The following is a 24638-nucleotide window of genomic DNA, read 5'->3' as shown; positions in this document are numbered from 1 at the left end:
TGGGCGGGCTCGCACAGCCGCAGCCGCCACTAGGCGGTGTGGACCGGCAGCGGGATGCCGTCCTCCGCATACGCCACCACGAGCCGGACCGTTCTCGATCCGACATCCACCACGCTGATCCGCATGCACGGGCGCCTACCCGCGCGCCGCCCCGCCCCATAGACCCGCGCCCCCCGTGCGCTGCCCGCGTGCCGCTGTACACGGCCCCGGTCTGCGCCCACGGAACGGGAAGGGCACGCCGCCACGCATTCTTCTTCTGAGCACAGGGTCGCAGCACAAAGGAGCGGTCTGCTGCTGACCTTGATCGGCCATTCGGCGGCCGGGGCGTTGGCAGCCACTGCCCGGGCGCTGCATGGGTGCCATGGTGGAACACGCGACGGTCCTGCACGGCATCACCCGGAACAGAACCCACCGGGGAGGGTGCGTCGAGTACGAGCCGACCGGATGTGCCGTGGTGCGATGCACCTGCGGTCTCGACAGCGGCGTGGTGCCGGAGGCCCAGGCAGCGCAGATCGCCGATGATCACCGCCGGACCGCCGCGGAAGCCCGCGTCTGAACCAGTCGGTCGGCAAGACCGTACCCGAACCGACACCGCTCCTGGCCACGCCCGTGCGAGCACTGCCGCGGTCTCAGGGGCGACATTCTCCTCCGAGGAAGAGTGCGCCCTGGTGAAGGGCCGACGATGGGATGAATGTGAGGGAGTCGGCACCGGCCGGGGCCCGCCGTGTCTGCGGCTGCCAGGGCCCGTCTTCAACCTCAGTGGTGATCGTCTTCGCGGCGGATGAGGATCAACGCCACGTCGTCGGTGCCGGCGGTGGTTCCGGGTGCCTGGCGGAGGAGTCTGTCGGCTATGGCGTCCGGTGGTGACCCGGCTGTTCGTTGCAGGTGGTCGGCGAGCCCGGCGAGGGAGACGTCGATGTCGGTCCCGGGGGTCTCGACCAGTCCGTCGGTGTAGAGCAGCAGAGCGCTGCCGGGTGGCATGGGTGCCTCCATCGGGGTGTAGAGGGCGTCCGGCTCGATGCCGAGCGGCGGTCCCGGGGGCACGTCCAGGATGGTTACCTGCCCCTCGGGATCCAGTAGCAGAGGCGGTGGATGACCTGCGGTGGCCAGCACGGCACGGTGGGTGGCGAAGTCGACGTGGGCATAGAGGCAACTGGTGAAGAGCCCGGCGTCCAGGTCCGTGAGCAGCTTGTTGGCGCGGGTGAGCACCTCGTCGGGGCGGGCGCCCGCGGTGGCGTGCACAGCGGTGCGTACTTGCCCCATAAGAGCGGCGGCGGTCACGTTGTGCCCCTGGACGTCGCCGATCGCGGCCGCGCAGCCGGAGTCGAGCCGGATGAGGTCGTAGAAGTCGCCCCCGATCTCCACGCCCCGGGTCGCGGACCGATAGCGCGCGGCGACCTGAAGTCCCGGGATCTCAGGCAGGGCTGTGGGTAGCAGCAAGTCCTGGAGTCGCCGGGCGAGTTGGTGCTGGGTGTCGTAGAGCTGGGCCCGGTCCAGCGCTTGGGCGAGCAGCCCCGACAGCGAGGTGAACAGGGTCCTGTAGCCGGAGCCGAACTGATGCGGCTCACGGTAGCCGAACGCCACGCAGCCGACCGGTCGCCCCAAGGCCGTCAGGGGCATCAACGCGAATGAGGACAAGCGGCTGCGGGCCGACCAGCCTGGGAAGGCGTGGTCCATCTCCTGCGCACTGGAGAAGTACAACGCCTCCTGTTCCAGGATGCAGCGGGCGGCGGGGGTCGCGGTGTCCACCAGGCGGCCGTCGATCATCCTGGTGGCCTCCTCGGTGATTCCCCGGTGGCCCAGGAGGCGCAGCCTGGCCCCGTCCACGGTGAGCAGGGCAATGCCTTCGGCGTCGAAAGCGGACATCACGGGATTGCACACGATATTGACGATGTCCTGCACCTCGACGGCTTGGCTGAGGACGGTGGCCAGTTGCATCAGGTGGTACAGGGAGCCGACCCGGGTGGGGGCCTCGTCCGTCGTCGGTGTGAGTTCCGCGGCCTCGGCCGTGCGTGCCGGGATGCCTGAGATCGCATTCGCGGCGGGGGGCGCGGCGCGCTGGACAAGGACGCTGATACCGGAGGCGCCGGGGAAGAGACGGAAGGACAGCCAGACATCGGGGGGACGCAGCGCGGTGAACGAGGTCGGCAGCCGGGTGAACAGGGCCCGTCGGTAGCTGTCCTCGTACACGAGATCGCTTAGCCAGGGCAGAGCCTCCCAGGGCGGCGCGCCGATCAAGGCGCCTGCCGAAGTGCCGAGGAGATCAGCGGCGGTGGGGGTCACGAAGGTGACCTCACCCTCCAGATTCATACCGAGGCCCCCTCCGGGGAGCCGTTCCGCGAAGTGGGCGCCCGCACGTGCCTCGCCTGCTCTGTAGTGGTTCGCTTCTCGCCGGGGAACGACGAGCGGCCGGCGGTGGGGCCGCACTGGTCGCCCGTCCTCGGCGCACCGGCTGAGTAGCTTGCTCAGCCGGTGCGCCCCCGCGTCGACCACCTTCAGCTCCTCCGGAACGGGCTCGGGCGGGTGGGAACCGGGCCAGACGAGGTTGAGGACCCCCCACAGGGTGTCGCCGGTGACCAAGGGTGTGTCGATGACGGCGTACGGGTACGGTGCCGCGACGGCCGACTCGGGGTAGAGCAGCGCCCGCTCGTTCGGGCCCATCCAGATCTGTCGGCGCTCGCGTGCGGACCGGGCGATGGCGAAGTTCGACTGCAGCCAGATCCGTGTCCACGGGTCGGCGTACTTGGCGGGAAAGCCGGTGAGGAGGGTGGCGAAGAGCATGGGCTCGCCCGGCGGGAGCAGCAGGAGCAGGCCGCCATGGGCGCCGCTCTCCTCGACCACCTGGTCGAACAGGGGGACGAGTATCTCGGGCCCACGGGTGGGCAAAGCTGACATAAAGTACAGTATGCAACTAGTCGCAGATGAGTAAAGCATCGCAGCCAGGCGGCAGGATCACCCTGCAGCGCGTCACATGGCACCGCCTGTCCACACGAGTCGGGCGCCACTGTGCGCCTGCGCATTGACGCGCGCCCGCCGCTACCCCCGCCTGATGGGAGCAGTCCTCGCCCCTGCCTCGTCAGCCGATCTATGGCAACCTTTGACCCGCGCCACGATGCAGATCGTGGCTACTCTCCAGCGCCTGACGCACCGCCCGGCGGTGCACTCCACAACGCTTGCCCAGACTCCGGACCGAAGCGTTCTCCGCCCTTCGGTCACGCCGGATCTGCTCCAGCAATTCAACACGCTGCTAAGCCCGGCCTCCTGACATGGCCGGCCGACAACTGGCCACAGCGTGATCCCGTTCACGAGCACACGAACCTGCGCCAGGTCCAGATCAATTCAGTAGTCGGGTACGGGCGCTGGCGCGCGTTGAGCGCGGACGAAACGCGGCGAGGTGTGTCCTCTACCGCGCGTCGTCGGCTTTGGAGGTGCACGACGCGCCAGGACCCGCCGAGCCTACGGGCACGGCGCGGGGCCAGTGCCTGGCTCCCAGCCGCAGGGGTGTCGTGCCCTGGCCTCGCCCTACGGACACATTCCCAGGTCCCGGAGACCGCACCACTGATCGCGGCGAGGGCCCTGCTTCGCGCAGTCCGGGCGAGTGTTGGCCTGCTGGGCCTCCCGGGCCCGGCGAGGTTGGGGTGTTCGGAAACGGCTACTGGTTACAACACAGCGTTCTCGTGGGCGCAGAGGAACAGCTGGTCTGCACCCCGCCAGACCCGGTAGCCGGCGAACGCAAAGAGCGGCTTGCCCGGCACCTGGATCGGATCGCCGCCCTTGCTGTCCAGTTGGACGCAAAACTTCGCTGGTTCGACTTCGATCTGAAAGTAGCGGAAATCCGGTCGATGCTGCTCGTGCTCCAGAGCCGCCCGCAGTACTGCTGTCGCGTCTTCCGGCGGGCCGCTCCTCAGTGGCCCCATCCGATAGCCCCGCGTCAGCGGTTCGTGTTCGGCCTCGGCCCGCGCCTGGCAGATGACGGGGACTGCCGGGAGCGCCTCGTCCGTGAGAATCCGAAGCGCCGCATCCACACTGTCGGTCCGGACCTGACCGAAGGAGACCTCTGTCGGGCGGACCGGGGACAAGCCCAAGCGACGTTCGACCTCGGCGCCGATCTTCTTGGAGGCGTTCCCAGCCAAGCGCGACTTCAGGTAGGAGTACATGAGCCTGAGCAGGTCTCGCTCCGACATTCCGGTGAAGGCTCTGACCTGTTCTCGCGTGACCGGTTCGTGTCGGCAGTGCCGTCGCCACTGGCACAGCCGGAGCCGGAACCGCGGTTCGTGTATCACCCAGGCGAGGAAGCTGATGCGGCCACACTTCGGGCAGCGGGTGAAGTACCCGCTGTCGAGACTGTTTTGGATGTCCTCCTCGCGCAGGACAGGGTCCGGCTCCGCACCGTGCGTCAAGTCGACCACTCCACTGTTTCACTGTCGACGATCAAATTCAGGCATGTACGACGCCCAGCACCATGCTGCCTCTCCTGCCGGCAGGGAAACTCAAGCGCGGGAGCCGATCCCGGTACACGTCAACCATCAACCCTGCCTCACGTCCAAGCCCTGCCTCAACACGCAGGACCTGAAAGGGAACGGGGAGTACTAGGGGCACACCCTCTACTGCGGACTGACCCTGGAGCGCCTCACCGACCGCCGTAAGGCCGCGCGGGCCTCCGCCGCCGGCCGCACATACACCCGAGATGACGCCGCAGCCGTCCTCGGGCTCCGCGCCGCCGACTTCGACCACCTCGTGCGTACGGGCCTGCTGACCCACGCCGAGACCACCACCCCGTCCGCCTGGCGCAAGGGCGTCGTCGTCCCGCTGCCGCACCCAGCCCCTGCTCGCCGACTTCTTCGCCGCACTCCTCGACCGCTCACCCGCCCGGGCTCTCAAAAGCCGTTGGAAGCCCAACGCTGACATTGGGGATCCACTGTGGCGGCTTACGAGTAACTGGCAAAGACCAACCAATCGGCGCAGAAGCGAATCGATTCGTCGGGGTGGTGGCCGGAGTGTGGCGTCTGGTACGGGTGCTGCTTCGGTTTGACGAGCGTCGCCGGATGGGCCACTGACTACGAGCCTTCCTTTGCAGGAGAGGGCCATCACCCTGCCCGCTCGCCAAGCAGTGCCTGGCTCTTCGTCGGCTTGAGCCGGCAAACCAGTGCGTTTGGCATTCCGGCGTTGCCGCAGGCGGTCTGCGAGCTCACCCAAGACGACCACACGCCCAGCAGCCGCTGCGCACCCTACGAGGCCCAGTGGACTGATCCGTAACCATGTCAAGCAGCCAAAAGCCGACGGAAGGTGTCGTCCACTCTGAGCCACGAGCCCGGAGTGAGGCCGACGTCCACCGTGCGCGGTCGATGCGTACGTCACCATCCGCCCCCCTCTCGCGCTTCACGGACGTGACCTCGGTGCCCGTCCGGATGGCCACACCGGCCTCGCGGAACGCTCCCAGAACGAGCACTCACCGCCTAGCAGTTCGCGCTCCACGATCACGGTGCTGAGTCCCGCGGCGCGGGCGCGGTCGGCCACGTTTTCCGCGACGAGTTCGCCGCCGAACGGTTCCATCGTCCGCAGCAGCTCTTCACCCTGGTCCAGCAGGGTCGCCCGGGCCCCCAGCGCCTGCCATGCGGTGGCCATGTCGACGGCGACCACGCCGCCGCCCACCACGTCGAGCCGCCCGGGTCACGGTGTCGATGCCCGGTATGCGTGGCGGGTGGTGCCGGTGCACAGGGCGACCGCGTGTCGCGGTCCCCGACCGGGCCCGCGCCGATGACCACTACGTCGTAGGCGTGGGGTGCTGCGGCCCCTGTCGAAGGGGCTGGGGTGGCCTCGCCGTGTCCCGGGCGGCCGTGTGCTTTTCCTAGCGGCCGGGGAGCCGGGTGGTGACCTCTTGGAGCGCCCATCCGTTGTCGTCCGGGTCGGTGAAAGTGGCGAACGAGCCGTAGCTGGCGCGCTCCGGGGCCAGGCCGCTCACCCGTCCTTCCTCCGTGCCGCGGTGGAACACCCCGCCCGCGTCGTGGAAGATCTCGCTCATCTCGATGCCCCGGCTCACGAGTTCGGCGTGGGCGGCCTCAATGTCGTCGACGATCAGGTGCAGACCCTGCGTGGAACCCGGTGTGGCGGTGGTGACCCCGGTGCCGAAGAGGATCGAGCACGCCGAGCCGGGGGGCGTCAGGTGCACCACGCGGTAGCTGTCGTCGGCGACGTAGTCGACGTCGAGGCGGAAGCCGGCCTTCTCGTAGAAGGCCTTGGCTCGGTCGACGTCAGCGACGGGCAGCACCACAACCTCGAGCTTCAGATCCATTTTCGCCTTCACTTCCACGGACCGGGCACGACGTTTTCGTGCGTCACCGGTTGAACTGGTGACAGCCTGCCAGGTTCACTCGTCACCGGTCAAGGCGGTGACTAAAGCGGGGGTGGTCCCCCTTCCCGGATGCGCACGTTTGGAGCACCGCCTACGGTTTAAGGTGCTCGACTGCCGCAAACCGTCATATGTCCCCATGGGGGTCTGGGAGGCGTACGCAAATGGCGAAGATACTTTTTGTGGTGTCCGGGGCGACGTACTGGGTGCTCAAGGACGGCACCCGCTACGCGACGGGCTACTGGGCCGAGGAATTCGCACTCCCCTACAAGAAGGTCACGGAGGCGGGGCACGAGGTCGTCGTCGCCACCCCGAACGGCGTGACTCCGAACGTCGACATGATGAGCCTGCGCCCGTCAATGGCCGGTGGCGAGGACGGGGCACTGGAGCTCGAGTCCATCATCCGATCCGCGGAGGTCATGCGCCGCCCGCTCAAGTTGTCCGACGTCCGCCTTGAGGACTACGACGCGGTGTACCTGCCCGGCGGCCACGGCCCGATGTCGGACCTGTGGGAGGACGCAGACGCCGGGCGGCTGCTCACCGCTCAGCTCGCGTCGGGCAAGCCGCTCGCGATCGTGTGCCACGCCCCCGCGGCGCTGCTGTCCACGAGGATCCACGGTGAGTCCCCGTTCAAGGGCTACCGGGTCACGGGCTTCAGCAACGCCGAGGAAGAGGCCGTTGGGCTGGCAGCCAAGGCGCCTTGGCTGCTGGAGGACGAACTGAAGGACAAGGTCGGCGTCGAATACAGCTGCGGTGAGATGTGGACGCCGTACATGGTCGAGGACCGAAACCTGATCACGGGGCAGAATCCCCACTCGGCCGCCATCCTCGCGGACCGGCTCCTCGAGATCCTCGGGTGACGTCCGCCCCGCCCCGACGGCCCAGGGCGGGGCGGGGGACTCACAGCCACTTCTCTGACGCCGACCAGGTTCCCTCGGCTGCCATGAGGCGTCGCCGCCCGGCCCTTGCAGTCCTGACCCGCAGGCGCCCTCGCTGTGGTGACCGGCGCTGTGAACGGCCGTTGGTGCCATCAGATCCGACGTCAATTTCTCTCGTGGGGTGGGGAGTTTGCGCTGCGCCACCGTCTCGGTCGGCGCGGAAGCGCCCGCTCCCTGTCGGGCATCCGGGCAATCGATCCCTCGACCGGCGACCGCCGTACCGGGCCGTGCGAGAGGCGCGCCTGCCTGGCATCCTGCGGCAGTTGGCTACGGGAGCGGCGGCGGTTGCGATGCTGCACGCAGCCGTGCTCGGCGTCTTCTCCACGGCGGTCCGTACCCTGACCTCGCAAGGATGAACACGGCAGAGGTGACGACCTCCCTCTACACGCTCGTCCCCTGGCCGCTGACCGCCCTGGTCCTGCTGTGGCTGGCGCACCAGCGGCCAGGGCTCTACGCCCGTGCCGCGGTCGCGTTGCTGCTGACGAGCGCGGCCGGGCTCGCCCAAGCCGGCTGGAAGGCGTTCGGGGACCTCTCAGCGGCGCACGAAGGCAGCCTCTTCCGGGAGTACCTGGCGCTGCCGGGCGCTCTCACCGGCTGGTATCTGTCGACGGCGGCCGCCATGGCGACCGCCCTCCCCTCACCGCGTGCACGGATTGCCGTCGCGACGATCGGTACCGGTGCCGTCATGACGTCCGTCCTGACGTCCGCCGACCCCCAGTGCGCCGCCCTGCCGCGGGGGTGCCGCTGCTGGCTTGGTGGATCGCGGGTCGCATCCCTGTGCAGGAGACGGAGCGCCGCCGGCGACAGGCGGACGCCTGGGACCCGCAGGGGTGGGTGGTTTCCACCCAGCCCCGAACCCGCCCCGGACCCGGACGCCGGTCCGGATGGCTGCCCGGGGCGAGGGGTTGCCGTCCGGCCTGGACGAAAGAGTTGCTCGCCCGGACAACGGTGTCCTGCCCGGCGGCCTCGGACCAGGGAGAGGGCGCGGGGCGGCGGCTTCGGCGCCGGAACGGCCTTGCACGGGCAGGAGGAGCGCCCCGAGCGACGGGTGCTGGAGGTGGAGTTCCTGGACCCCGCCCTGGCACCTCCGTCGGGTCGCGGACGCGACCATGGGCTTTCCAGCCGGCACCCCCCTGGTTGTCGACGGCGACACCGGAGCCGTGACCGTCCGCGACCTGGAGTCGGCCGCATGAAACTGGCCGGGTACGCCCTCGGCGGGTTGTCCGGCCTTTGCCCGGTTCGCCCATCTGAATAGTCGGCTGACGAGTCAGTCTCGCGTATGGAGGACGTGCGCAGTCGGCTGGAGCAGACCAGGGGCCAGGTCCGGGGCCGCTTTGACTGGCTCGCCCCCGTCGATCCGGACGGTGGCGGGCGCGGCGCTGTCCGGCCTCGCCACGATTCTCCAGAAGGTCGCGGGGGCAGCTTTGACGGTCGGCGGGACGGACACGCTGGAGAGCCGGCCCGCAGTGCCGCCAGGCCGCCCGGCGCGCCGGGCGATGGCGGTCGCGGCGGCCGTAGGGGGTGGTCTGCTGCTCGTCCCGCTCCTGTGGTCCGCTCTCGCTGACGCTACCCGGACCCGGCCCGAGCCCGCTCCCCACACGGCGCGCACCACGGTCACCTTCAAGGTGGAGACCCACGGGAGTTTCAGTGGTGACACCCAGCTCTCCGCAAACGACCTGTGGCAGACCTGCCGCCGTTCCACCGCGGCCCTCAATGAGGACGCGCGCCTGAGGGAGCTGCGTGACGGCGTCTACGTCGCCGTCATCGGACCCGCCCTGCCCCCGCACGACATGGTGCGCCTGCGCGGCTGCATCGAGGACGCCAACACCAAACGGACGAGCGCGGTCGTAGTGGGCTGAGCGGATCGTCGCCCGCGCCTCATCCCGTTCCGCATCGGGTGCCCTGCACGCGGAACAGGGGGTGTGCGAGCCCTCCTGGGCGAGGTCCCGGCTTCCGGGGCGGATACCCCATCGAGACGTTCGTCTGGATGCCGCCGAACTGGGACATCGGGAACAACGCAACGCCTCCGTTCAGCCGCCGGGGCTCCGCCCGGACGTCGGCAAGCACCGCAGGGACACCGACGAGGAAGGTGTTTACTGGAGCTGTAGGCATCCCTCCGGCGACCATCGCGCCGGAGCAAGCGGCTCCTGCAGCTTGTCGGGAAGGCCGTACACGGATGGGGGAAGACCCTCCCGCTTGGTAACCGGCGGCGCGGCACGGATCAGCGGTCCGTGCCCCCGGAGCCCGGACCGGACATGATGGGACAGACGAGGCGCCGGGCCCGCCCCGCCGGAAAAGACTCCGTGCATGCGACGATCTTCTGCCGACGCCCAACAGGCACGCAGCGCTGGAGGGAGCCCTCTCGTGGGGAGCAGTACACCGGGAAGAGATCAGCGGCACGGCGGCGCCCGCGTCGTCCAGGGCTCCAACCTGGCAGAGGCCCTGCACTGTGCCGCTCGTGAGGCGAGGCGCGCACTGGACGCCGTGTCGGCGGCGATCTACCTGTCGGACGAGGACCAAGGCGCTCTGCGGCTGGCGCTGGCTGGCGGGAGCGCGCCCTCGTTCTTCACGTTCCCCGGCCGGATGGCACTCGACACGCCGTCCGCAACGGTGCGCGCGTGGGCCACGGGCAAGGCGGCTGTGCTGATCGATCCCGATCCCGCCGGTCCGGACCAGGAACACGTTCTCCCCTATCCCTACGTCGCCCTCTCGGCGCCCGTCGCCACGGCCGAGCGCCGCTTCGGATGCCTCACGGTGCTGCGCGTGGAGACTGCCGGCGTCTTCGAACCCGCCGAGATGCGGGTCCTGGAGGAAATCGGGCGCCAGCTGGCCTCAGTCCTGGCACGCCTCGTGGACGACGGCGTCAGCGTGGCGGCGGGCCCGACGCCGATGCTCGTCCCCGCGGAGGAGGAGGTGGACACCAGTGTGTGCACACCCGGTTGGGGTGTGCGCGACGTTCCGGGGTCCTCGGGTACGAGCATGATGTTCCCGCTGCGGCGACTGGCGGAATTGCTGAACCGGGCCACGACCATGGACGACGTCGTGGCGGCAGCCCAGTATTGCGTGATGTCGTCCCTGCGCGCCGACGCGCTGGTGATGGTCGCTGCGCGTGAGGGCCGCCTGTGGGTGCTGGGTCACAGCGGTGACTCCGCGGATCTGGCCCGCAGAATCCACGGTACCGGGGTGGACGACCAGACACCGGCTGCCGTGGCCTTCCACGGACGGCCGCTGTACCTCACCGGGGACCGAACCTCGTTCCTCGGGAAGACAACGGCGGGCGAGACACGCACCGAGGCGTACCTGCCGCTCAGGGGAGATGGACAGTTCGTCGATCTGCCCTTCGCCGACCGCAGCCGGGTCGTAGCCGTCTGCTGTCTGGCCTTCTCCGGACCCCGCCGGTTCCCCTCCGAGGAGCGGGTGCTGCTCGGAATGATGGCGGGGCTGCTTGGGGCGGCCGTGGACCGCGTCGAACTGAGCGCGGAGCAACACGAAGCGGCCCAGCTTCTGCAGCGGTTCCTGTTGCCGGCACAACTGCCGGACCTGCCGCGACTGGTCACCACGGCCCGCTACCGGACCGCCGACGTCACTTCCAAGGTGGGGGGCGACTGGTTCGACGTGTTCAAGATCGCGGATGAGCGCGCGGTACTTGTCATCGGCGATGTGGAGGGGCATGCGGTGGAGAGCGCCGCCGTCATGGGGCAGGTGCGCACCGCGATGGCGTCCTATGCGATCGAGGGCCATCGACCCGCGGCGATGATCGACCGGACCGGAAGGGTGCTCGCCGCGCTGGGCACCGCCCTGACGGTCACCTGCTGCGTCGTGGCGCTGGACACGCTGGACGGCACCGCGGAGGTGGCCCTGGCGGGCCATCCCGCTCCTTTGGTGCGGAGGTGTGACGGGCGCATCGAGGCTTTGGACGCACCGGCCAACGTGCCCCTCGGGGTGCCCATGACCCAGCCCTATGAGGCCCGGGAGCACACGCTCGAGTCCGGTTCGATCCTGATGCTGTACACCAACGGTCTCGTCTCCTCACGGTCGATGTGCCCGGAAGCCTGTGCGCGGGATCTCCTCGGCTCGGGCGACACCACGTCGCCGGCCCTTGAGGATCTGGCCGACAGGATCGTCTCCGAGGTCGTCACACCGCAGCAGCGCCGTGACGACGCCGCCCTGCTGCTGGCTCGGTACGAGGGAGCGCGGCATCAGGGCGAGCCCCGGGTGGCAGGAATGCACATCCAGCGACGCGATCTGCGGGGGGTCAGGACGGCCCGCGCTTTCGTGCACGACCAGCTCGGCTCATGGGGCCTTCAGGACATGGTGGACGTTGTGGAGTTGGCGGCTTCCGAGATCGTCACCAATGCGCTCATCCACGCCGGGAGTGACGTGGACTTGCGTATGCGGGTCTTCGAGGACCATCTGCGACTGGAAGTCCGGGACTCCGACACGAACCCGCCCATTCCCTCCTCGCTGTCGCTGACCGAGGAGGAAGCGCCCGAGGCCGAGCACGGCCGCGGCATGCTGATCGTGGAGGCTCTGGCCGACGAGTGGACCAGCTATCCCAACGGTCAGGGCAAGACGGTGGCCCTGAACCTGGTCATCCCCCAGGACTGAAGGACCCAGGGGACCATCGTCGAGCGGTGTTGTCGACGAGCAGGTCGCGGACCTCGGGCGAACGCGCGCTGCCGATCTGGAGCTGTCATTTGCTCATCGCCGTTCCCTGCGTCCAACGTGGCGGTTGCCGCAGCGACCGGCGTCATGAGTGCAGGTCGCTGGCGTTTCCGTCAAGCTCCGTGGTGAGCACGCTGTCGCCCACAATGATTTGCTCTCGACAGCGTCTGATCACCTTCAGCGTCGTCGCACACGGCCTGACCGCGACGGCGATGGCGGCGGAGCTCGCAGAGGAGCAGCGGTCGGCCGTGGTGAGCAGATCTCGCTCGGCCGGCTTGCCCGGCCCGGGGAGATCGCGGCAGCTGTCGCCTTCATACGTTCGAGGCCGACCTACGGCACCGGGGCTGTCATGCCCGACGGCGCCGGAGTGGGTATGGGCTGACTGCGCTCGGCGAGCATGGTGGTGGTAAGGCTGCTGGGACGGCCGGCGCCGCGAAGTGCCTCCTTTCCCTTCGGTGGGGGTGTGGGATCGCGTCCGTGCCCGGGTGGGTGCGCAAGGCCGGTCCCCGGCCGCGACGGGGCTCTGACCCTCACCTGTCGGTGATGTGCTCTCCGAGGCGGTACTCGAGGTCGCCGCGCTGCTGCATGCCCCGCTGGAGCAGCAGCCGGATCCGCCCCTGCGCCTCCGGCCAGGTCAGCGAGGCGCGGAAGGCGTTCTGACCGGCCGTCAGGTCGCTCTCGGTCGGCAGCGTCGACCGGTTGATCAGTTCCTTCACCTCGGCCAGCGGCTGCCGGTCGAAGGAGGCGATGCGCGTGGCGACGCGCTCCACGTACGCGTCCAGTTCGGAATCGGGCAGCGCCCGATTGATCCAGCCGTACCGCTCGGCCGTCTCGGCGTCGAAGTCGTCGCCGCCGGTGATGATCTCCAGGGCGCGGGCTCGTCCCACCAATCGCGGCAGCCGTTCGGTGGCTCCACCGCCCGGGGTGATCCCCGCTCCTACCTCCGGCTGGCCAAGGACGGCCCTCTCCTTGCTGGCGAACCGCATGTCGCAGGCCAGGAGGAACTCGTTGCCCACGCCTCGCGCCCGGCCCCGGACCGAGGCGATGGTGAGCACCCGTGAACGTGTCATGCGCGCGGCGACGTCCAGCCACGTGGGTCCCGTGTAGGGCTGCTTCGGCGGCACCAGGTCGAAGTGCGCGAGGAAGAAATCCGGATCCGCGCTGTCGAAGACCACCACTTTGACGTCGTCGTCGGCGTCCATCCGGTCGACGAGCTCGCTGAGGGCCGCGAAGGTGTCGAAGGTGACGAGGTTGATCGGGGGAGAGTCGAAGGTCACCCGCCAGTACGACGCGGACCTCCGTTCCACTCGGAAGGGGGAGGAAACGTCCATGTATGAACCCTATGTTGCATGGTGAATTCGGGGAGCGATGGGCGAATCATGGGGCCCGCGCATGCCCCGGTTCGCTCGGTCCGGGCGGCAGGCATGTTTGCCGCCGCGTGGACCGGCGTCGCGGTGTGGTGATCGGAGGGCGTCTCCTGCTGCCGCACTGCGGCCCTGCGCACCATGCTGCGCAGGGCCGCCCGGGGCGTTGGGGCGCGGCGGCTAGCGCGAGCTCTCCGCCAGGGGGGCCGCGTCGAGGAGGTCGGCCGCGGCGCCGCGGGCAGTCGTGGCGGCGGAAGGGTCGCGGTTCATCCGTGCTGCCTGTTCGGCGCCGTCGTAGAGCAGGTGCAGCCGTCGGGCCAGTTCCTCCGGCTCGGCGTAGCCGGCGGAGGCGGCCAGTTCGGTGAACAGGTCGAGGACCCAGGCGCGGTACTTCTGGGCGGCCCGGCGCACCGCACTGCCCGCGGGTGCCTCGGCGCTGGCCCGGACGAACGCGCAGCCGTTGTAGGCGGGGTCGGTGAAGGCTTCACCCTGTGCGTCGAACACGCCGAGCAGCTGTTCACGTGGTGAGCGGAAGCGGGTCAGGGTCCGGGCGATCCGCTCACGGCTGCGCTCGTGACGGTACTCCAGGTAGGCGCAGACAAGGCCTTCCTTGCTTCCGAAGGTGTTGTACAGGGACGCCTTGGCCACCCCGGCGTGCTCGATGACCCGGTCGATGCCGACGGTCTCCACGCCCTCGCCGTAGAAGAGCTCATTGGCTGCCTGGAGCAGCCGCTCCCGGGCCGGGGTCCTGGCCCCCCTGCTGCTGGTCGACATCTCGTCACCTCGATAAGACAGATCTGTCTATGTTAGCGCCTCGGGGAACGCCACTGCTGGGCCGGCTGTGCGGCGGGTGCCGCCTCCGGGGCGGGGGCCGGTTATTCGGCGTGTGCTGGCTGGGCCGGGAGGTCGCTTGACCGCGCCACTGCCGTCTGCTCGACGCGGCGACCGCTGCGCAGCAGCCCGACCAGCGCCACCAGGGCCAGCAGGACGACCGCCCCGCCGTACTCGCGGGCGGTCGGCACCAGGCCTCCGCCGTGCACCACAAGGAACCCGCCGATGACGGCCGGGACGCCGAGGCCGACGTAGCAGACGACGTAGAGCAGGGACAGCACTCCTGCCCGCTCGTGCGGTTCGACCAGCGGGACGACCAGCCGGATGCCGCCCTGGAAGCCGGCACCGAAGCCGAAGCCCGAGATCGCTGCCCCCACGAAGAACGTGGTCACGGCGAGGGACCCGCCGTGCGAGGCGACGGACACCAGGGTGATCAGCACGCCGACGATCAGCGACCCGATGCCGGTGAACATGACCGTACGCGTCGCCGTTCCGCGCAGCAGCACCACCGCCAGTCCGGCGGAGGTCGCGAGCACGAAGAGGGGCAGGCCGCCCCACACGACGGAGTCGGAGTGGACCAGAGTCCGGATGATGGCGGGTCCCAGCGCGGCGTACAGGCCGGTCAACGCCCACACGGCAAACATCACCGGCGCGGCGATCGCCACCGCCGGACGTGCCGCCCTGGGCAGCTTGAACTCGGGAGCCATGCTGGCCAGCGCACCCCGCTCGCGGGAGACGGTCTCGCCCATGGCGAGCACCGCCAGCGCCTGCAGCACGAACACGCCCAGCAGCACCAGGTAGACCAGACGGGTCGGGGCCGGCAGGTACTGCACGAGCACACCGGAGACCATGGCGCCGCCCGCGGTGCCGAGGGTGGGCGCGAGGGAATTCAGGAAGCCGCCCCGGCGCGCATCGATGTCGAGCATGCCGGCACCAAGGGCACCGACCGCGGCGCCGGTGCTGATTCCCTGCAGGACCCGGGCGGCGAGCAGCGACTTCACCCCGCCGGCCTCGACGAACGCCACCATCGCCAGCGCCTGGCCGAGCAGGGCGACCAGCAGCACGGGCCGCCGGCCCACATGGTCGGAGATCTTCCCGAAGACCAGGAGCGAGAGGAGCACGGCCAGTGCGTAGATGCCGAAGATGACGGTGACGGTGACGGGGGAGAAGCCCCAGTGCAGCTGGTAGATCGCGTACAGCGGGGTCGGCGCGCTCGACGCGGCCAGCAGTGAGACGAGGATCGAGGCCAGCACGCCTATGGAGGCGGTGGGGCCGAGCCGTCCGCGGCGCGGGGCCGCGTGGGCGGGTGCCCGCTTCTTGGGCATGCTCAGCGAGTCGGACTGAGGTGTGGGGGGTGCGGAGCGCATGCGGTACTTCCCGATCGGCAGGCTTGGAGCCCCATCCTAGACAGATCTGTCTAGTGGTGAGGTGTGCCGGACCAGTGAGACATCTCGCAGTGGACACGGCTGCCGACGGGAATGCGCCCCCCCGTGGAGGCACCTCACCGGCCTTCCAGCAACTGTTCGAATGGCACGGGATCGCGGTAGGGGTCCCGGACTTCCGGGGACTCACGGCGCCGCACCTCACCGGCGAGCTCGCCGGCCGCCCGCTCGATACGCCGTACGAGCGGCTCCTGGGAGTTGCCGCCGCCCCATTCCTCCGTGGCGGCGAACACGGCGGTAGGCACGACCACCGCGCGCAGGTAGGCGAACATCGGGCGCAGGGCGTGTTCCAGGACCAGGGAGTGCCGTCCGGTGCCGCCGGTGGCTGCGATCAGCGCCGGCTTGCCCACCAGGTAGGTGTCGTCGAGGCAGTCGAAGAACATTTTGAAGAGCCCGCTGTACGAGGCTGTGAAGGTGGGCGTGACGGCGATCAGTCCGTCCGCCGCCGCAACCGTCTCGAACGCCCGTCGAAGTCCGTCCGTCGGGTAGCCCGTCGTCAGGTAGCCGACCAGGTCCTGGGCGTGGTCGGCCACTTCCACGACATCGACGTCGACCTGTGCGCCCTGCCCCTCCAGCTCCCGCCGGGTGGCTTCGGCGAGCCGGTCGGCCAGCATCCGGGTGGAGGAGGGCAGCCGCAGGCCCGCCGAGACGACGGCCAGGGAGCGCTTCATCGCCGGCCCTCCTCGGATGCCGCCCGCTCCTGATCCGTCTTGCCGAGCGAGGGGTGTGTGCGGGCGTCGGGGACGTGTGCCGGGCGGTCCTTCGCGAACTCCCTGCGGAGCACCGGCACGACCTCGCCCAGCAGTTCGATCTGCTCGAGCACGGTCTTGTGGGGTACGCCGATGCCGTCCACGACGAACAGTTGCCGCTGGTAGTCGCCTGCGGCGTGCTCACGGTAGGTGAGCACGCGCTCCACCACCTCTTGCGGGCTGCCCGCGATCACCGCGGTCTGCGCCATGGTCTCCTCCAGGGACGGGCCACCGCCGTAGAGGGAGTTGGCGAAGTAGGGACGGAACTCGCGCACGGCGTCCTGGGAGTTCGGCCGTATGAAGACGTGCGCGGCCAGTCCGACGATGCCCTCGTCCGCCCTGCCGTGACCGTAGTGCTCGAAGCGGGTCCGGTAGAGCTCGACCAAGCGCCGCACGTGATCCTTCGGCCAGAAGAGGTTGTTGTGGAAGAATCCGTCGCCGTAGTAGGCGGCCTGCTCGGCGATCTCCGGGCTGCGGATGGAGGCGTGCCAGACGAAGGGGGGTACGCCCTCCAGCGGGCGCGGGGTGGCGGTGAAACCCTGCAACGGCGTGCGGAATTTACCCTCCCAGTCGACGACGTCCTCGTGCCAGAGCCGGCGCAGCAGGGCGTAGTTCTCCACCGCGAGGGCGATGCCGTCACGGATGTCCTTGCCGAACCAGGGGTACACCGGCCCGGTGTTGCCCCGGCCCATCATGAGGTCGACCCGGCCTCCGGCGAGATGCTGGAGCGTCGCGTAGTCCTCGGCGATCTTCACTGGGTCGTTGGTGGTGATCAGCGTCGTTGAGGTGGACAGCAGGATTCGTTCGGTGCGGGCCGCGATGTAGCCGAGGATCGTAGTGGGGGAGGACGGCACGAAGGGCGGGTTGTGGTGCTCGCCCAGGGCGAAGACGTCCAGGCCCGCGTCCTCGGCCAGCTTCGCGTACTCCACGACTGCCTTGATCCGCGTGTGTTCCGTGGGTGTCTGCCCGGAGACCGGGTCGCGAGCGATGTCCCCTACGCCGAAGATCCCGAATTGCATCGTCCAAGTCCTGTCTGTTGTACGGATCGTTCGTTCAGCCGATACCCGGCCGCTGATCGGCGGGGCCGGGCTGCGCCGCGGGGCCACGGCCGGTTACTGGTGCCGTGCAGCGCGCGACCTGGGCAGTCCGTGGGGCGCGTACCGGGGGCGGTCCAGGCGGCTCTGGCAGTGGTCCGCGTCTCAGCTCGAGACGAGCTGCCGGACCGGCTCCTTGTCGGGGTGGCCGGGCGGCGCCGGCCAGGCCGCGACGACGAGCGTCGTCCTGCGGTGCCGGCCGCGACCCGTGGTGTCGGCACCCAGGGTCCACACTTCTCCATCCGCCTGTCGGCCCCGGTGCCGTCCGGTGCCTGCGACATCGAGGTCACTTGCGGTCCGGGAGTGGCCGGGCTGACTGTCGGGCGCGGTGGAAGACATGCGGATTTCCTTGCGGGTGTGAGGGGAGGCTGTGCGCCGGTACGCGAGCGTGTCGGGCGAAGGCCACGGTACTTTTAATTGCTGTGCGAAGCAAATATTATGGCGTCCCCTGGGTGCCGGTGCCCCTGCCGCGATCACGAGGCCGCAGGCTGTAGTCCTCCGGATGAGGAAACCGGTGATTGCCCGTGACGCCCCGCGCGCCGCGGGGTGGGGGTAGCTGGGCTGGGCCGGTCAGCGACGGGGTACGGCGTTCCAGCTGGCCAGGAACGGCAGGACGCGCGCGGTGGGGGAGTCGGGCTCCGTGGTGTAGACGACAAGGCGCTGGTCCGGTTCGTGAGGCGCGCAGACAATCTCGATGTTGAATGACATCGGACCGGCGGTGGGGTGCTGGATACGTTTGTTCACCGACGCGTAGTCGCGGACCGTGTGATCGTCCCACCATCGGGCAACGTCACGGTCGGTGGTGCGCAGCTCGTCCATGAGTGCGGTGAGGCGGTGGTCGTGCGGGCGGCGGGCGGTTTCGCGGCGCATGGTGGCGACGGTGGCTGAGGCGAAGTCGTCCCAGTTGACGATCCGTTCACGGGCGCTCGGGTCTTGGAACATGTAACGGACGAATGATGTGCCTGGTTCCAGTGGGCTGCCCAGGACCTCTGCGAGAAGAGTGTTACGGGCTAGAACCTCGCCGCGATGGCCGAGCAGCAGCACCGGGACGTGGTGGAGGGTGTCCATCAGACGCAGCAGCCCGGGATCGGGGCGCTGGGCCGTGCGCGGCGTCGCCGGCCGGTGCGGGGTGGTGGGCGCGGCCAGGTCGTGGAGGTGAGTGCGTTCGACCTCGTCCAGACGCAGGGCCCGGGCCAGCGCGTCGAGTACCGCGGCAGAGATGTTGGCCTGGCGTCCCTGCTCGAGCCGACTGTAGTAGTCCGGGCTCACGCCTGCCGCTACGGCCAGCTCGTCCCGGCGCAGGCCCGGCACCCGCCGGGCTCCGGGGAAGGGCTCGATGCCGGCCTGGGACGGGGTGAGGCGGTCTCGGCGGGAACGCAGGAACGCTCCGAGCGCGGCGCGGTCGCGTGGCATTTCTCCAGCGTAGGCGGCCCAGGACGCCCCTGACTGGTCCTGCCGTAACCAGGTTCGTCCTGACCTGGCCCGGTACCCGCAGCCCCCATAGAAAGGGACCCATGACTTCCCTTCACACCGCCGACAGCACGCCCCCCACGCAGCTGATGAAGCGCTGGATCTTGCCCGCAGACGCGACCGATGCCGCCAAGCTCGTCCTGGACGAGGCGCCTGTGCCCGCACCGGGCCCCGGCGAGGTCCGCATTCGCGTCCGGGCGATCTCGATGAACTACCGCGACCAACTGATCCTCAAAGGCCCCTTCGGCCGGCTGCCGGAGCAGGATCTCGTCCCGTTGTCGGATGTCGCAGGCGAGATTGATGCCGTCGGTCCGCGAGTCAAGGGCTGGAGCGTGGGTGAGCGCGTCACCAATCTGCACGTGCTCGACTGGAGCGACGGCCGCCCGCCGGCCGCCATGGGCCTGGGACTGGGCGCCCTGCACGAGGACGGAGTGCTCGCCGAGTACGTCGTCCTTCCGGCCCGACGCGTCATGCGTTCCCCCGCCAACCTCGAACACCCCGAGGCAGCCACCCTGCCCGTGGCGGCCCTGACCGCCTGGAACGCCCTCTACGGAGACCACCCGATCACCGCGGACAGCACCGTCCTGATCATCGGCAGCGGCGGCGTCGCGCTCTCCGCCCTACAGTTCGCTCGGGCCGCCGGCGCCCGGGTCTACGCAACCGTGCGCAACAACGCCGCGGGTGACGCCCTCGTCCACCTCGGAGCTGCTGGCTACGTCAACAGCACGACCACCCAAGACTGGGGCGATGCGGTCTTCGCGCTGTCCGGGGGCGTCGACAAGGTGGTCGACAGCGTCGGCGTCTCGATCCTGAACCAGGCCCTGGCCGCCCTCGCACCAGGCGGTGAGATCGCCACCCTCGGCCTGTTCGATGCGACCAGCGGGCCACTGGACGGGTACGCCCTGCTCGGCAAGCAGGCTCGGATCCGCGGCGTCGCGGTCGGCAGCGAGGCCATGCACCGCGATCTTGTGCGTCACGTCGAGACCCATGACATCCACCCGGTGATCGACCGCCGGATCGACTTCCTCGACGCCCCAGCCGCGTACACGGCTCAGACCGCCGGCGGGTTGTTCGGCAAGGTCGTCATCGAACTCGACTGAGCCTGCCGACGCCGACACGGCAGAACCGAGCCGATGACCCGAGGTGGTGCTGCCGGCGACGTCCTTCTTCCGGGACAGCTCCGAAACGGGTGTCGGCGTAGATGATGACCTGGCGGTTGGTCGGGTACCGGTAAGAAGCAGGCCGGCAGGCGGTGCTGGATGTCGTCTTTGAGTCACGAGACGACGGGACGATCCGGCGAAGGCTCGCCAGGTTGGCGGTCGGAGCGTTGGGATGGGCAGTGACGTCCGATGCGGCGCACGCAAATGGTCGCGGCGGCCACCTCGACGCTGGCCGCGTCCGCCACGGCCATACCGGCAATGGGGCAGCTTCGTGACGTGGCCTGGAAATGAGATGCGGGCTGGTGTCGATCTGGCCACGGCCCGTTCGACGTCATGATGTGCGGCGCCCCGCCACACGAGGATGCGACAACCTGACGAGGAAGCACGTGGATCAACTGCTGAGAGTCATGAACTTCAACGTCTCGAGTGACGGAATCGGTGCCGGTGAGCACCAGAGTCTCGAGAGTCCGTTCGGCCACGCACATCCCGAGAGGCTGTTCGCCTGGGCCGGAGCCACGGCCAGCTGGCCCATGCGCACGGATCCCGGAGGGAGCCGGGGCCTCGACGACTACTTCACGCGGGACTTCGCACGCAACGTCGGTGCAGAGATCATGGGCCGCAACAAGTTCGGGCCTCAGCGCGGGCCCTGGCAGGATCATGAGTGGCAGGGCTGGTGGGGGGAGAAACCCCCGTTCCGCACGCCGGTGTTTGTCATGACTCATCACAAGCGTCCGTCGTTCACGCTCTCCGACACCACCTTCCACTTCGTCGACGGCGACCCGGCCACCGTCCTCGAACGGGCGCGCGAAGCGGCGCAGGGCAAGGACGTTCGACTCGGCGGCGGGGTCGCCACCATCCGGCAGTTCCTCGATGCTGGCCTGGTCGACACCATGCATGTGGCTGTCTCGCCGGTAAAACTCGGGTCCGGACTACGGCTCTGGGAGTCTCCCGATGAGCTGCTCGACCGGTTCCACGTGGAGGTCGTACCGAGCCCGAGCGGCGTGACACACCACTTGTTCTGGCGAAGGTGACGGGAGGGCATCCGCCCCAGCGGATGCCCCTCAGGCTGCGGATAGTGCTCGCGAGGCCGAGGACCACACGCCTTCCGACGCTCCCACTGAAGCCATGCATGACTCGGTCGCCAAGAAGCGGCGCCAGCATGGAGCCACCGTCGGTGACGAGGGAGAACCGGCCCCATAAGGCGGCGCGGTCAGGGCAAGGCAGCGGGGCCAGCCGGAGATTCCCGGGGTCGACGCCACGCCCGGCAAGGGCACCGATGTGCCGCCTTGCGTGCTCGCTCGTCGCACTACGGAGCGGGCCTTGCCGCGGCGCTCGGGCTGCCCTTCGCTCTCGCCTCGCACTTCGCGCCCGGCGCACTGGTGGACGCCGTGGCTTTGTATCGGCGGGACTTCCAGCCCGCCGCCCAACTGGCCGAGTGATCCAGCTGCTCGGCCGTGCAGGGGTGGTCGTCGAGCCGGGGGCGGCGGCGACGATCCTGGAGACGCCGTCCGGGGCGCAGGTGCTTCAGCAGGTCGAGCAGGAGATGAGGTACGCAGCCGTCGGAACTCCGGCGGAGGTGAAGGACTACCTGGACCGTTTCACGGCCGCGGCGCGGGCCGACGAGCTGATCGTCGCGTCCGTGGCGGTCGATCGCGGGGCGTGGCTGAGGTCCCTGGAACTGCTGGCCGAGGTCAGTGGCCTGGCGAGTGCCTGACCTGCACGGCGCTGGTCCATGGCCGTACGGCCGCAGGCGCTGAAGGCGGCTCCGGCCGCTGTCCCCGGCCCAGCCGGGGCCTTCTGAAGGACCCAGACGGGTGACAGGGGCCGGTAGGGCGCGGGGGCCGGCTACGCCTGGGCGGCTGCCTCGGCCGCCTGTGCCGTCACGAGTTGCGCGGCGCGCTTGGCCCGCCCGGTCAGTCGCCACCCGACCATGCACAGCATGTTGCCCGGCTCCGGCGGGAACACGCCCAGCCGCCCGAGCACCGAGATGTCGTCGCGGACCGCTTCGTGCGAGACCACCTTGCCGTCGCGCAGACCGGGCACGTGACGCTCTCAGCGGCCCGGCAGCCGTTCAGTGACCTCTTGCACGATCCAGCCGTTCCCGTCTGGGTCAGTGAACGAGAGGAAGGAGCTGTAGCTGCCCCGCTGGGGGTCAGGGCCGGAGACCCGGGCTTTCTGCCCTGCGTGATGGAACACTCCACCGGCATCGTGGAAGACCTCGCTGACGTCTGCGCCTGCCCGTGCCAACTCCTCCCGCGCCGCCTCGATGTCCGAGACCACGAGGTGGAGCCCTTCGGCAGACCCTGGGGCGGCAGCGCTGACGTCGTGACCGAAGATCACCGAGCACCCCGAACCGGGCGGCGTCACCTGCACGACGCGCAGGCCGTCGTCGGCGGTGAAGTCGGCGTCCAGCCGCCATCCCAGCCCTTCATAGAAACTCTTCGACCGGTCGACATCGGCCACCGGTACCACGACGACTTCCAGTTTCATGTCCATCGATGAGCCCTTCCTGACGAACCGGTGTCATAAGCTGCCGATCCCCGCACCACAGACGTCGGCCGCTGAATGGGACAAGTGACGGGACGGACCGGCCGCTCGCTGTGCCCGGTGAGCGCACGGCCGCACGGCTCAGCAGGACAAGACCGTAGGGCAGTGCGGGAGGGCTTCGGGCGCGGTCCCCAGCGCGTCTGTGCCGGTCACGGACACAGGGCAGCGTTCGACCTGCTTGCAAGACAACCTCCCGCTTGTGCGGGGAACGAGCCTCGGCCGACCGTCGCTCGTGATGTGGTGCTGACAGCACCCGCGGCCACCTCGAAGCTATCGCGCTAGGTTGCCGGCCACCACTCGAAGTGTTCGGTGCCGGCCTGTGCTGTGCCCGATCAGAAAGACCGAACGGACCGATGCCGGGGCGAGCCGTCGTTCTCGAGGAGAGGGCGTTACATCCTCGATGCCGCCTCTCGTCGCCGGACCCCCGATCGTCGCCGACGCCCAGCCGTCGGCGGCACGGCGGTCATCGGAAGGACCCGTCGGCTCCCTGACCCTCGCCACCCCCACGCCGCCACCATCAGCCCAGTCGGTGACCACGGCCCGATCCCTGGAAGAGGCCGAAGCCAGCACCGGTGCCAAGGCGCCAATCGGCATCCCGATGCGGATCGACAACAGGCCGCCGAGTAATCAGCCGTGCACACGCCTCGCCGACCGTCCCGCCCGCCTTCCAACCGATGGGAGAACCCCGCCGAAACGGCGATATTTGCCCGCTAAGCGCGATGCCTTTCCGGTCCGGTGGAACCGGTACCCGAGCGTGACTACCGCGGATCTGGTTCCGGCCGTCATGCCACCGTGCCACTCCATGATCCGACTCTGCTGAAACACCATGACCGGTCGTCATTCGAGGACCGGTGAGCCGGGGCCGGCCGCATCGTTTTCCCGAAGGAGCAACATGACCAACACGGGGCAGAAGGTCGCCGTCATCACCGGCGCGTCGCAGGGCATCGGCGCGGGACTCGTCGACGCCTACCGTGCACGGGGCTGGGCCGTCGTGGCCACTTCGCGGAGCATCGCCGAGTCGCGAGACCCCGATGTCCTCACCGTGCAGGGCGACATCGCTGACCGGGCCACCGCCGAGCGCGTCATCGCGGCCGGTGTGGAGCGATTCGGCCGCATCGACACGCTCGTCAACAACGCGGGCATCTTCATCTCCAAGGAGTTCACCGACTTCACCGAGGACGACTACGACGCGGTGCTCGGCATCAACGTCGCCGGCTTTTTCCGCATTTCGCAGCTTGCGATCGAGCAGATGCTGCGGCAGGGGGGCGGTCACGTCGTGCAGATCAGCACCAGCCTGGTCGACCACGCCAACTCCAACGTCCCCTCCGTGCTCGCCTCGCTGTCGAAGGGCGGCCTGCAGGCCGCGACCAAGGCCCTGGCCATTGAGTACGCGTCCAGGAACATCCGCTCGAACGCGGTGGCCCTGGGCACTATCAAATCCCCCATGCACCCCGAGGAGCACCACGACAGGCTCGCGGCACTGCACCCGGTCGGCCGCATGGGTGAGATCAGCGACATCACGGACGCGGTGATCTACCTGGAGAACGCCCCCTTCGTCACCGGTGTGATCCTGCCGGTCGACGGCGGCCAGTCGGCAGGTCACTGACCGCTCTGCGCCGTCCAGATCCGTACGCCGGTGCTCTCGCGGCCAGGTACTCCGGGCGAGCGGCTCCTCCGCGGCTGTACATGACGGTTCGAGCCCTCGCCTGCCGCGAGTTGCCCGGGGGCGGAGCTTGTCTTGCCCGATTGCGGTGACCGGGTACCTGCCGCCCGATCACACGGTCCCCTCGTATGGCAGCGGCACGGGAGCATCTTTCGCTCGCCTGCCTTCGCTCCCGCCTGTCCCAATCGCCGCACGGACCCTCCTCATTCGGGGGAACATGCGACGAAGCTGCGTGAACCCGGGGCGAGCCTCTCCCCGAGCAGTGCCTTTCCTATACCGCAAGACGAGGCTGGGATTCGAGTGAGAATCTGGAGCAGGCATGGGAAGCACCTGGCGTCTATGACGTGGAGGTCCTGGTGCTGGCCC

At 69.3% G+C, this 24638-nt stretch carries 20 protein-coding genes and 1 pseudogene; 8 read left to right on the top strand and 13 right to left on the bottom strand.

What is annotated here, in order from left to right; genetic code table 11:
* Positions 1–756: 756 nt before the first annotated feature.
* The 4 genes and pseudogenes from ACIP2X_RS08935 to ACIP2X_RS08920 form a co-directional block, all read right to left on the bottom strand.
* The gene (locus ACIP2X_RS08935) at positions 757–2895 is read right to left on the bottom strand and encodes a SpoIIE family protein phosphatase (protein WP_401669477.1); all 2139 of its coding nucleotides are present in this window, start codon (positions 2893–2895) and stop codon (positions 757–759) included.
* A 764-nt stretch (positions 2896–3659) separates the two neighbouring features.
* A complete protein-coding gene (locus ACIP2X_RS08930) occupies positions 3660–4400 on the bottom strand; it encodes a hypothetical protein (protein ID WP_401669475.1) in 741 nt (246 codons plus the stop codon).
* Positions 4401–5279: 879 nt separating this feature from the next.
* A pseudogene (locus ACIP2X_RS08925) lies at positions 5280–5733 on the bottom strand (NAD-binding protein); the annotation flags it as partial.
* 115 nt (positions 5734–5848) lie between these two features.
* A complete protein-coding gene (locus tag ACIP2X_RS08920; protein WP_401669473.1) occupies positions 5849–6292 on the bottom strand; it encodes a VOC family protein in 444 nt (147 codons plus the stop codon).
* Between the two features lie 221 nt (positions 6293–6513).
* Between ACIP2X_RS08920 and ACIP2X_RS08915 the strand changes: the two genes are divergently transcribed.
* From ACIP2X_RS08915 to ACIP2X_RS08905, 3 genes are all read left to right on the top strand, one after another.
* A complete protein-coding gene (locus tag ACIP2X_RS08915) occupies positions 6514–7209 on the top strand; it encodes a type 1 glutamine amidotransferase domain-containing protein (protein WP_401669471.1) in 696 nt (231 codons plus the stop codon).
* 1412 nt (positions 7210–8621) lie between these two features.
* On the top strand, positions 8622–9146 hold the full coding sequence (locus ACIP2X_RS08910; RefSeq protein WP_401669468.1) for a hypothetical protein: 525 nt from the start codon (positions 8622–8624) through the stop codon (positions 9144–9146).
* Positions 9147–9594: 448 nt separating this feature from the next.
* Positions 9595–11895 carry a SpoIIE family protein phosphatase gene (locus ACIP2X_RS08905; protein ID WP_401669466.1) on the top strand — a complete coding sequence of 767 codons (2301 nt, stop codon included), beginning with the start codon at positions 9595–9597 and terminating at the stop codon, positions 11893–11895.
* 587 nt (positions 11896–12482) lie between these two features.
* On the opposite strand, the gene ACIP2X_RS08900 is transcribed toward ACIP2X_RS08905, so the two are convergent.
* The 7 genes from ACIP2X_RS08900 to ACIP2X_RS08870 all read right to left on the bottom strand — a co-directional run bounded on the left by ACIP2X_RS08900 (position 12483) and on the right by ACIP2X_RS08870 (position 18845).
* Positions 12483–13283, bottom strand: a complete 801-nt coding sequence (locus tag ACIP2X_RS08900; protein ID WP_401669463.1) for an enoyl-CoA hydratase/isomerase family protein — start codon at positions 13281–13283, stop codon at positions 12483–12485.
* Positions 13284–13496: 213 nt separating this feature from the next.
* Positions 13497–14090 carry a TetR/AcrR family transcriptional regulator gene (locus ACIP2X_RS08895; RefSeq protein ID WP_401669460.1) on the bottom strand — a complete coding sequence of 198 codons (594 nt, stop codon included), beginning with the start codon at positions 14088–14090 and terminating at the stop codon, positions 13497–13499.
* A 101-nt stretch (positions 14091–14191) separates the two neighbouring features.
* On the bottom strand, positions 14192–15514 hold the full coding sequence (locus ACIP2X_RS08890) for an MFS transporter (RefSeq protein ID WP_401669458.1): 1323 nt from the start codon (positions 15512–15514) through the stop codon (positions 14192–14194).
* Positions 15515–15648: 134 nt separating this feature from the next.
* Positions 15649–16260: an FMN reductase gene (locus tag ACIP2X_RS08885; RefSeq protein WP_401669456.1), complete on the bottom strand. Its 612-nt coding sequence runs from the start codon at positions 16258–16260 to the stop codon at positions 15649–15651.
* Positions 16257–17357, bottom strand: coding sequence for a CE1758 family FMN-dependent luciferase-like monooxygenase (locus tag ACIP2X_RS08880; protein ID WP_401669454.1), 1101 nt, complete (start codon positions 17355–17357; stop codon positions 16257–16259). Before ACIP2X_RS08880 ends, ACIP2X_RS08885 begins: the two co-directional genes overlap by 4 nt.
* A gap of 180 nt (positions 17358–17537) precedes the next feature.
* The gene (locus ACIP2X_RS08875) at positions 17538–17771 is read right to left on the bottom strand and encodes a hypothetical protein (RefSeq protein WP_401669451.1); all 234 of its coding nucleotides are present in this window, start codon (positions 17769–17771) and stop codon (positions 17538–17540) included.
* A gap of 231 nt (positions 17772–18002) precedes the next feature.
* Entirely contained in the window at positions 18003–18845 is an 843-nt protein-coding gene (locus ACIP2X_RS08870; RefSeq protein ID WP_401669449.1) for a helix-turn-helix transcriptional regulator, read from the bottom strand.
* 101 nt (positions 18846–18946) lie between these two features.
* Here ACIP2X_RS08870 and ACIP2X_RS08865 point away from each other — a divergent pair, with 101 nt between their 5' ends.
* The 4 genes from ACIP2X_RS08865 to ACIP2X_RS08850 all read left to right on the top strand — a co-directional run bounded on the left by ACIP2X_RS08865 (position 18947) and on the right by ACIP2X_RS08850 (position 21776).
* Complete coding sequence (locus ACIP2X_RS08865) at positions 18947–20002, top strand: NAD(P)-dependent alcohol dehydrogenase (protein WP_401669447.1); 1056 nt, start codon at positions 18947–18949, stop codon at positions 20000–20002.
* A gap of 446 nt (positions 20003–20448) precedes the next feature.
* On the top strand, positions 20449–21093 hold the full coding sequence (locus tag ACIP2X_RS08860; RefSeq protein WP_401669444.1) for a dihydrofolate reductase family protein: 645 nt from the start codon (positions 20449–20451) through the stop codon (positions 21091–21093).
* Positions 21094–21348: 255 nt separating this feature from the next.
* Positions 21349–21501 carry a hypothetical protein gene (locus tag ACIP2X_RS08855; protein ID WP_401669442.1) on the top strand — a complete coding sequence of 51 codons (153 nt, stop codon included), beginning with the start codon at positions 21349–21351 and terminating at the stop codon, positions 21499–21501.
* Positions 21498–21776: a hypothetical protein gene (locus ACIP2X_RS08850; RefSeq protein ID WP_401669440.1), complete on the top strand. Its 279-nt coding sequence runs from the start codon at positions 21498–21500 to the stop codon at positions 21774–21776. Before ACIP2X_RS08855 ends, ACIP2X_RS08850 begins: the two co-directional genes overlap by 4 nt.
* Before the next feature lie 131 nt (positions 21777–21907).
* On the opposite strand, the gene ACIP2X_RS08845 is transcribed toward ACIP2X_RS08850, so the two are convergent.
* Together ACIP2X_RS08845 and ACIP2X_RS08840 are read right to left on the bottom strand one after the other, a co-directional pair.
* Positions 21908–22105: a hypothetical protein gene (locus ACIP2X_RS08845; RefSeq protein WP_401669438.1), complete on the bottom strand. Its 198-nt coding sequence runs from the start codon at positions 22103–22105 to the stop codon at positions 21908–21910.
* A gap of 9 nt (positions 22106–22114) precedes the next feature.
* Entirely contained in the window at positions 22115–22558 is a 444-nt protein-coding gene (locus ACIP2X_RS08840) for a VOC family protein (protein ID WP_401669435.1), read from the bottom strand.
* 943 nt (positions 22559–23501) lie between these two features.
* Between ACIP2X_RS08840 and ACIP2X_RS08835 the strand changes: the two genes are divergently transcribed.
* Positions 23502–24215, top strand: coding sequence for an SDR family NAD(P)-dependent oxidoreductase (locus ACIP2X_RS08835; RefSeq protein ID WP_401669433.1), 714 nt, complete (start codon positions 23502–23504; stop codon positions 24213–24215).
* The last annotated feature ends 423 nt before the right edge of the window (positions 24216–24638 follow it).

It is taken from the genome of Streptomyces sp. NPDC089424 (assembly GCF_044749345.1).
GTDB lineage: Bacteria > Actinomycetota > Actinomycetes > Streptomycetales > Streptomycetaceae > Streptomyces.
Note: the sequence above shows the minus strand (reverse complement) of the source record. Positions and strands in the feature narration are given on the sequence as shown.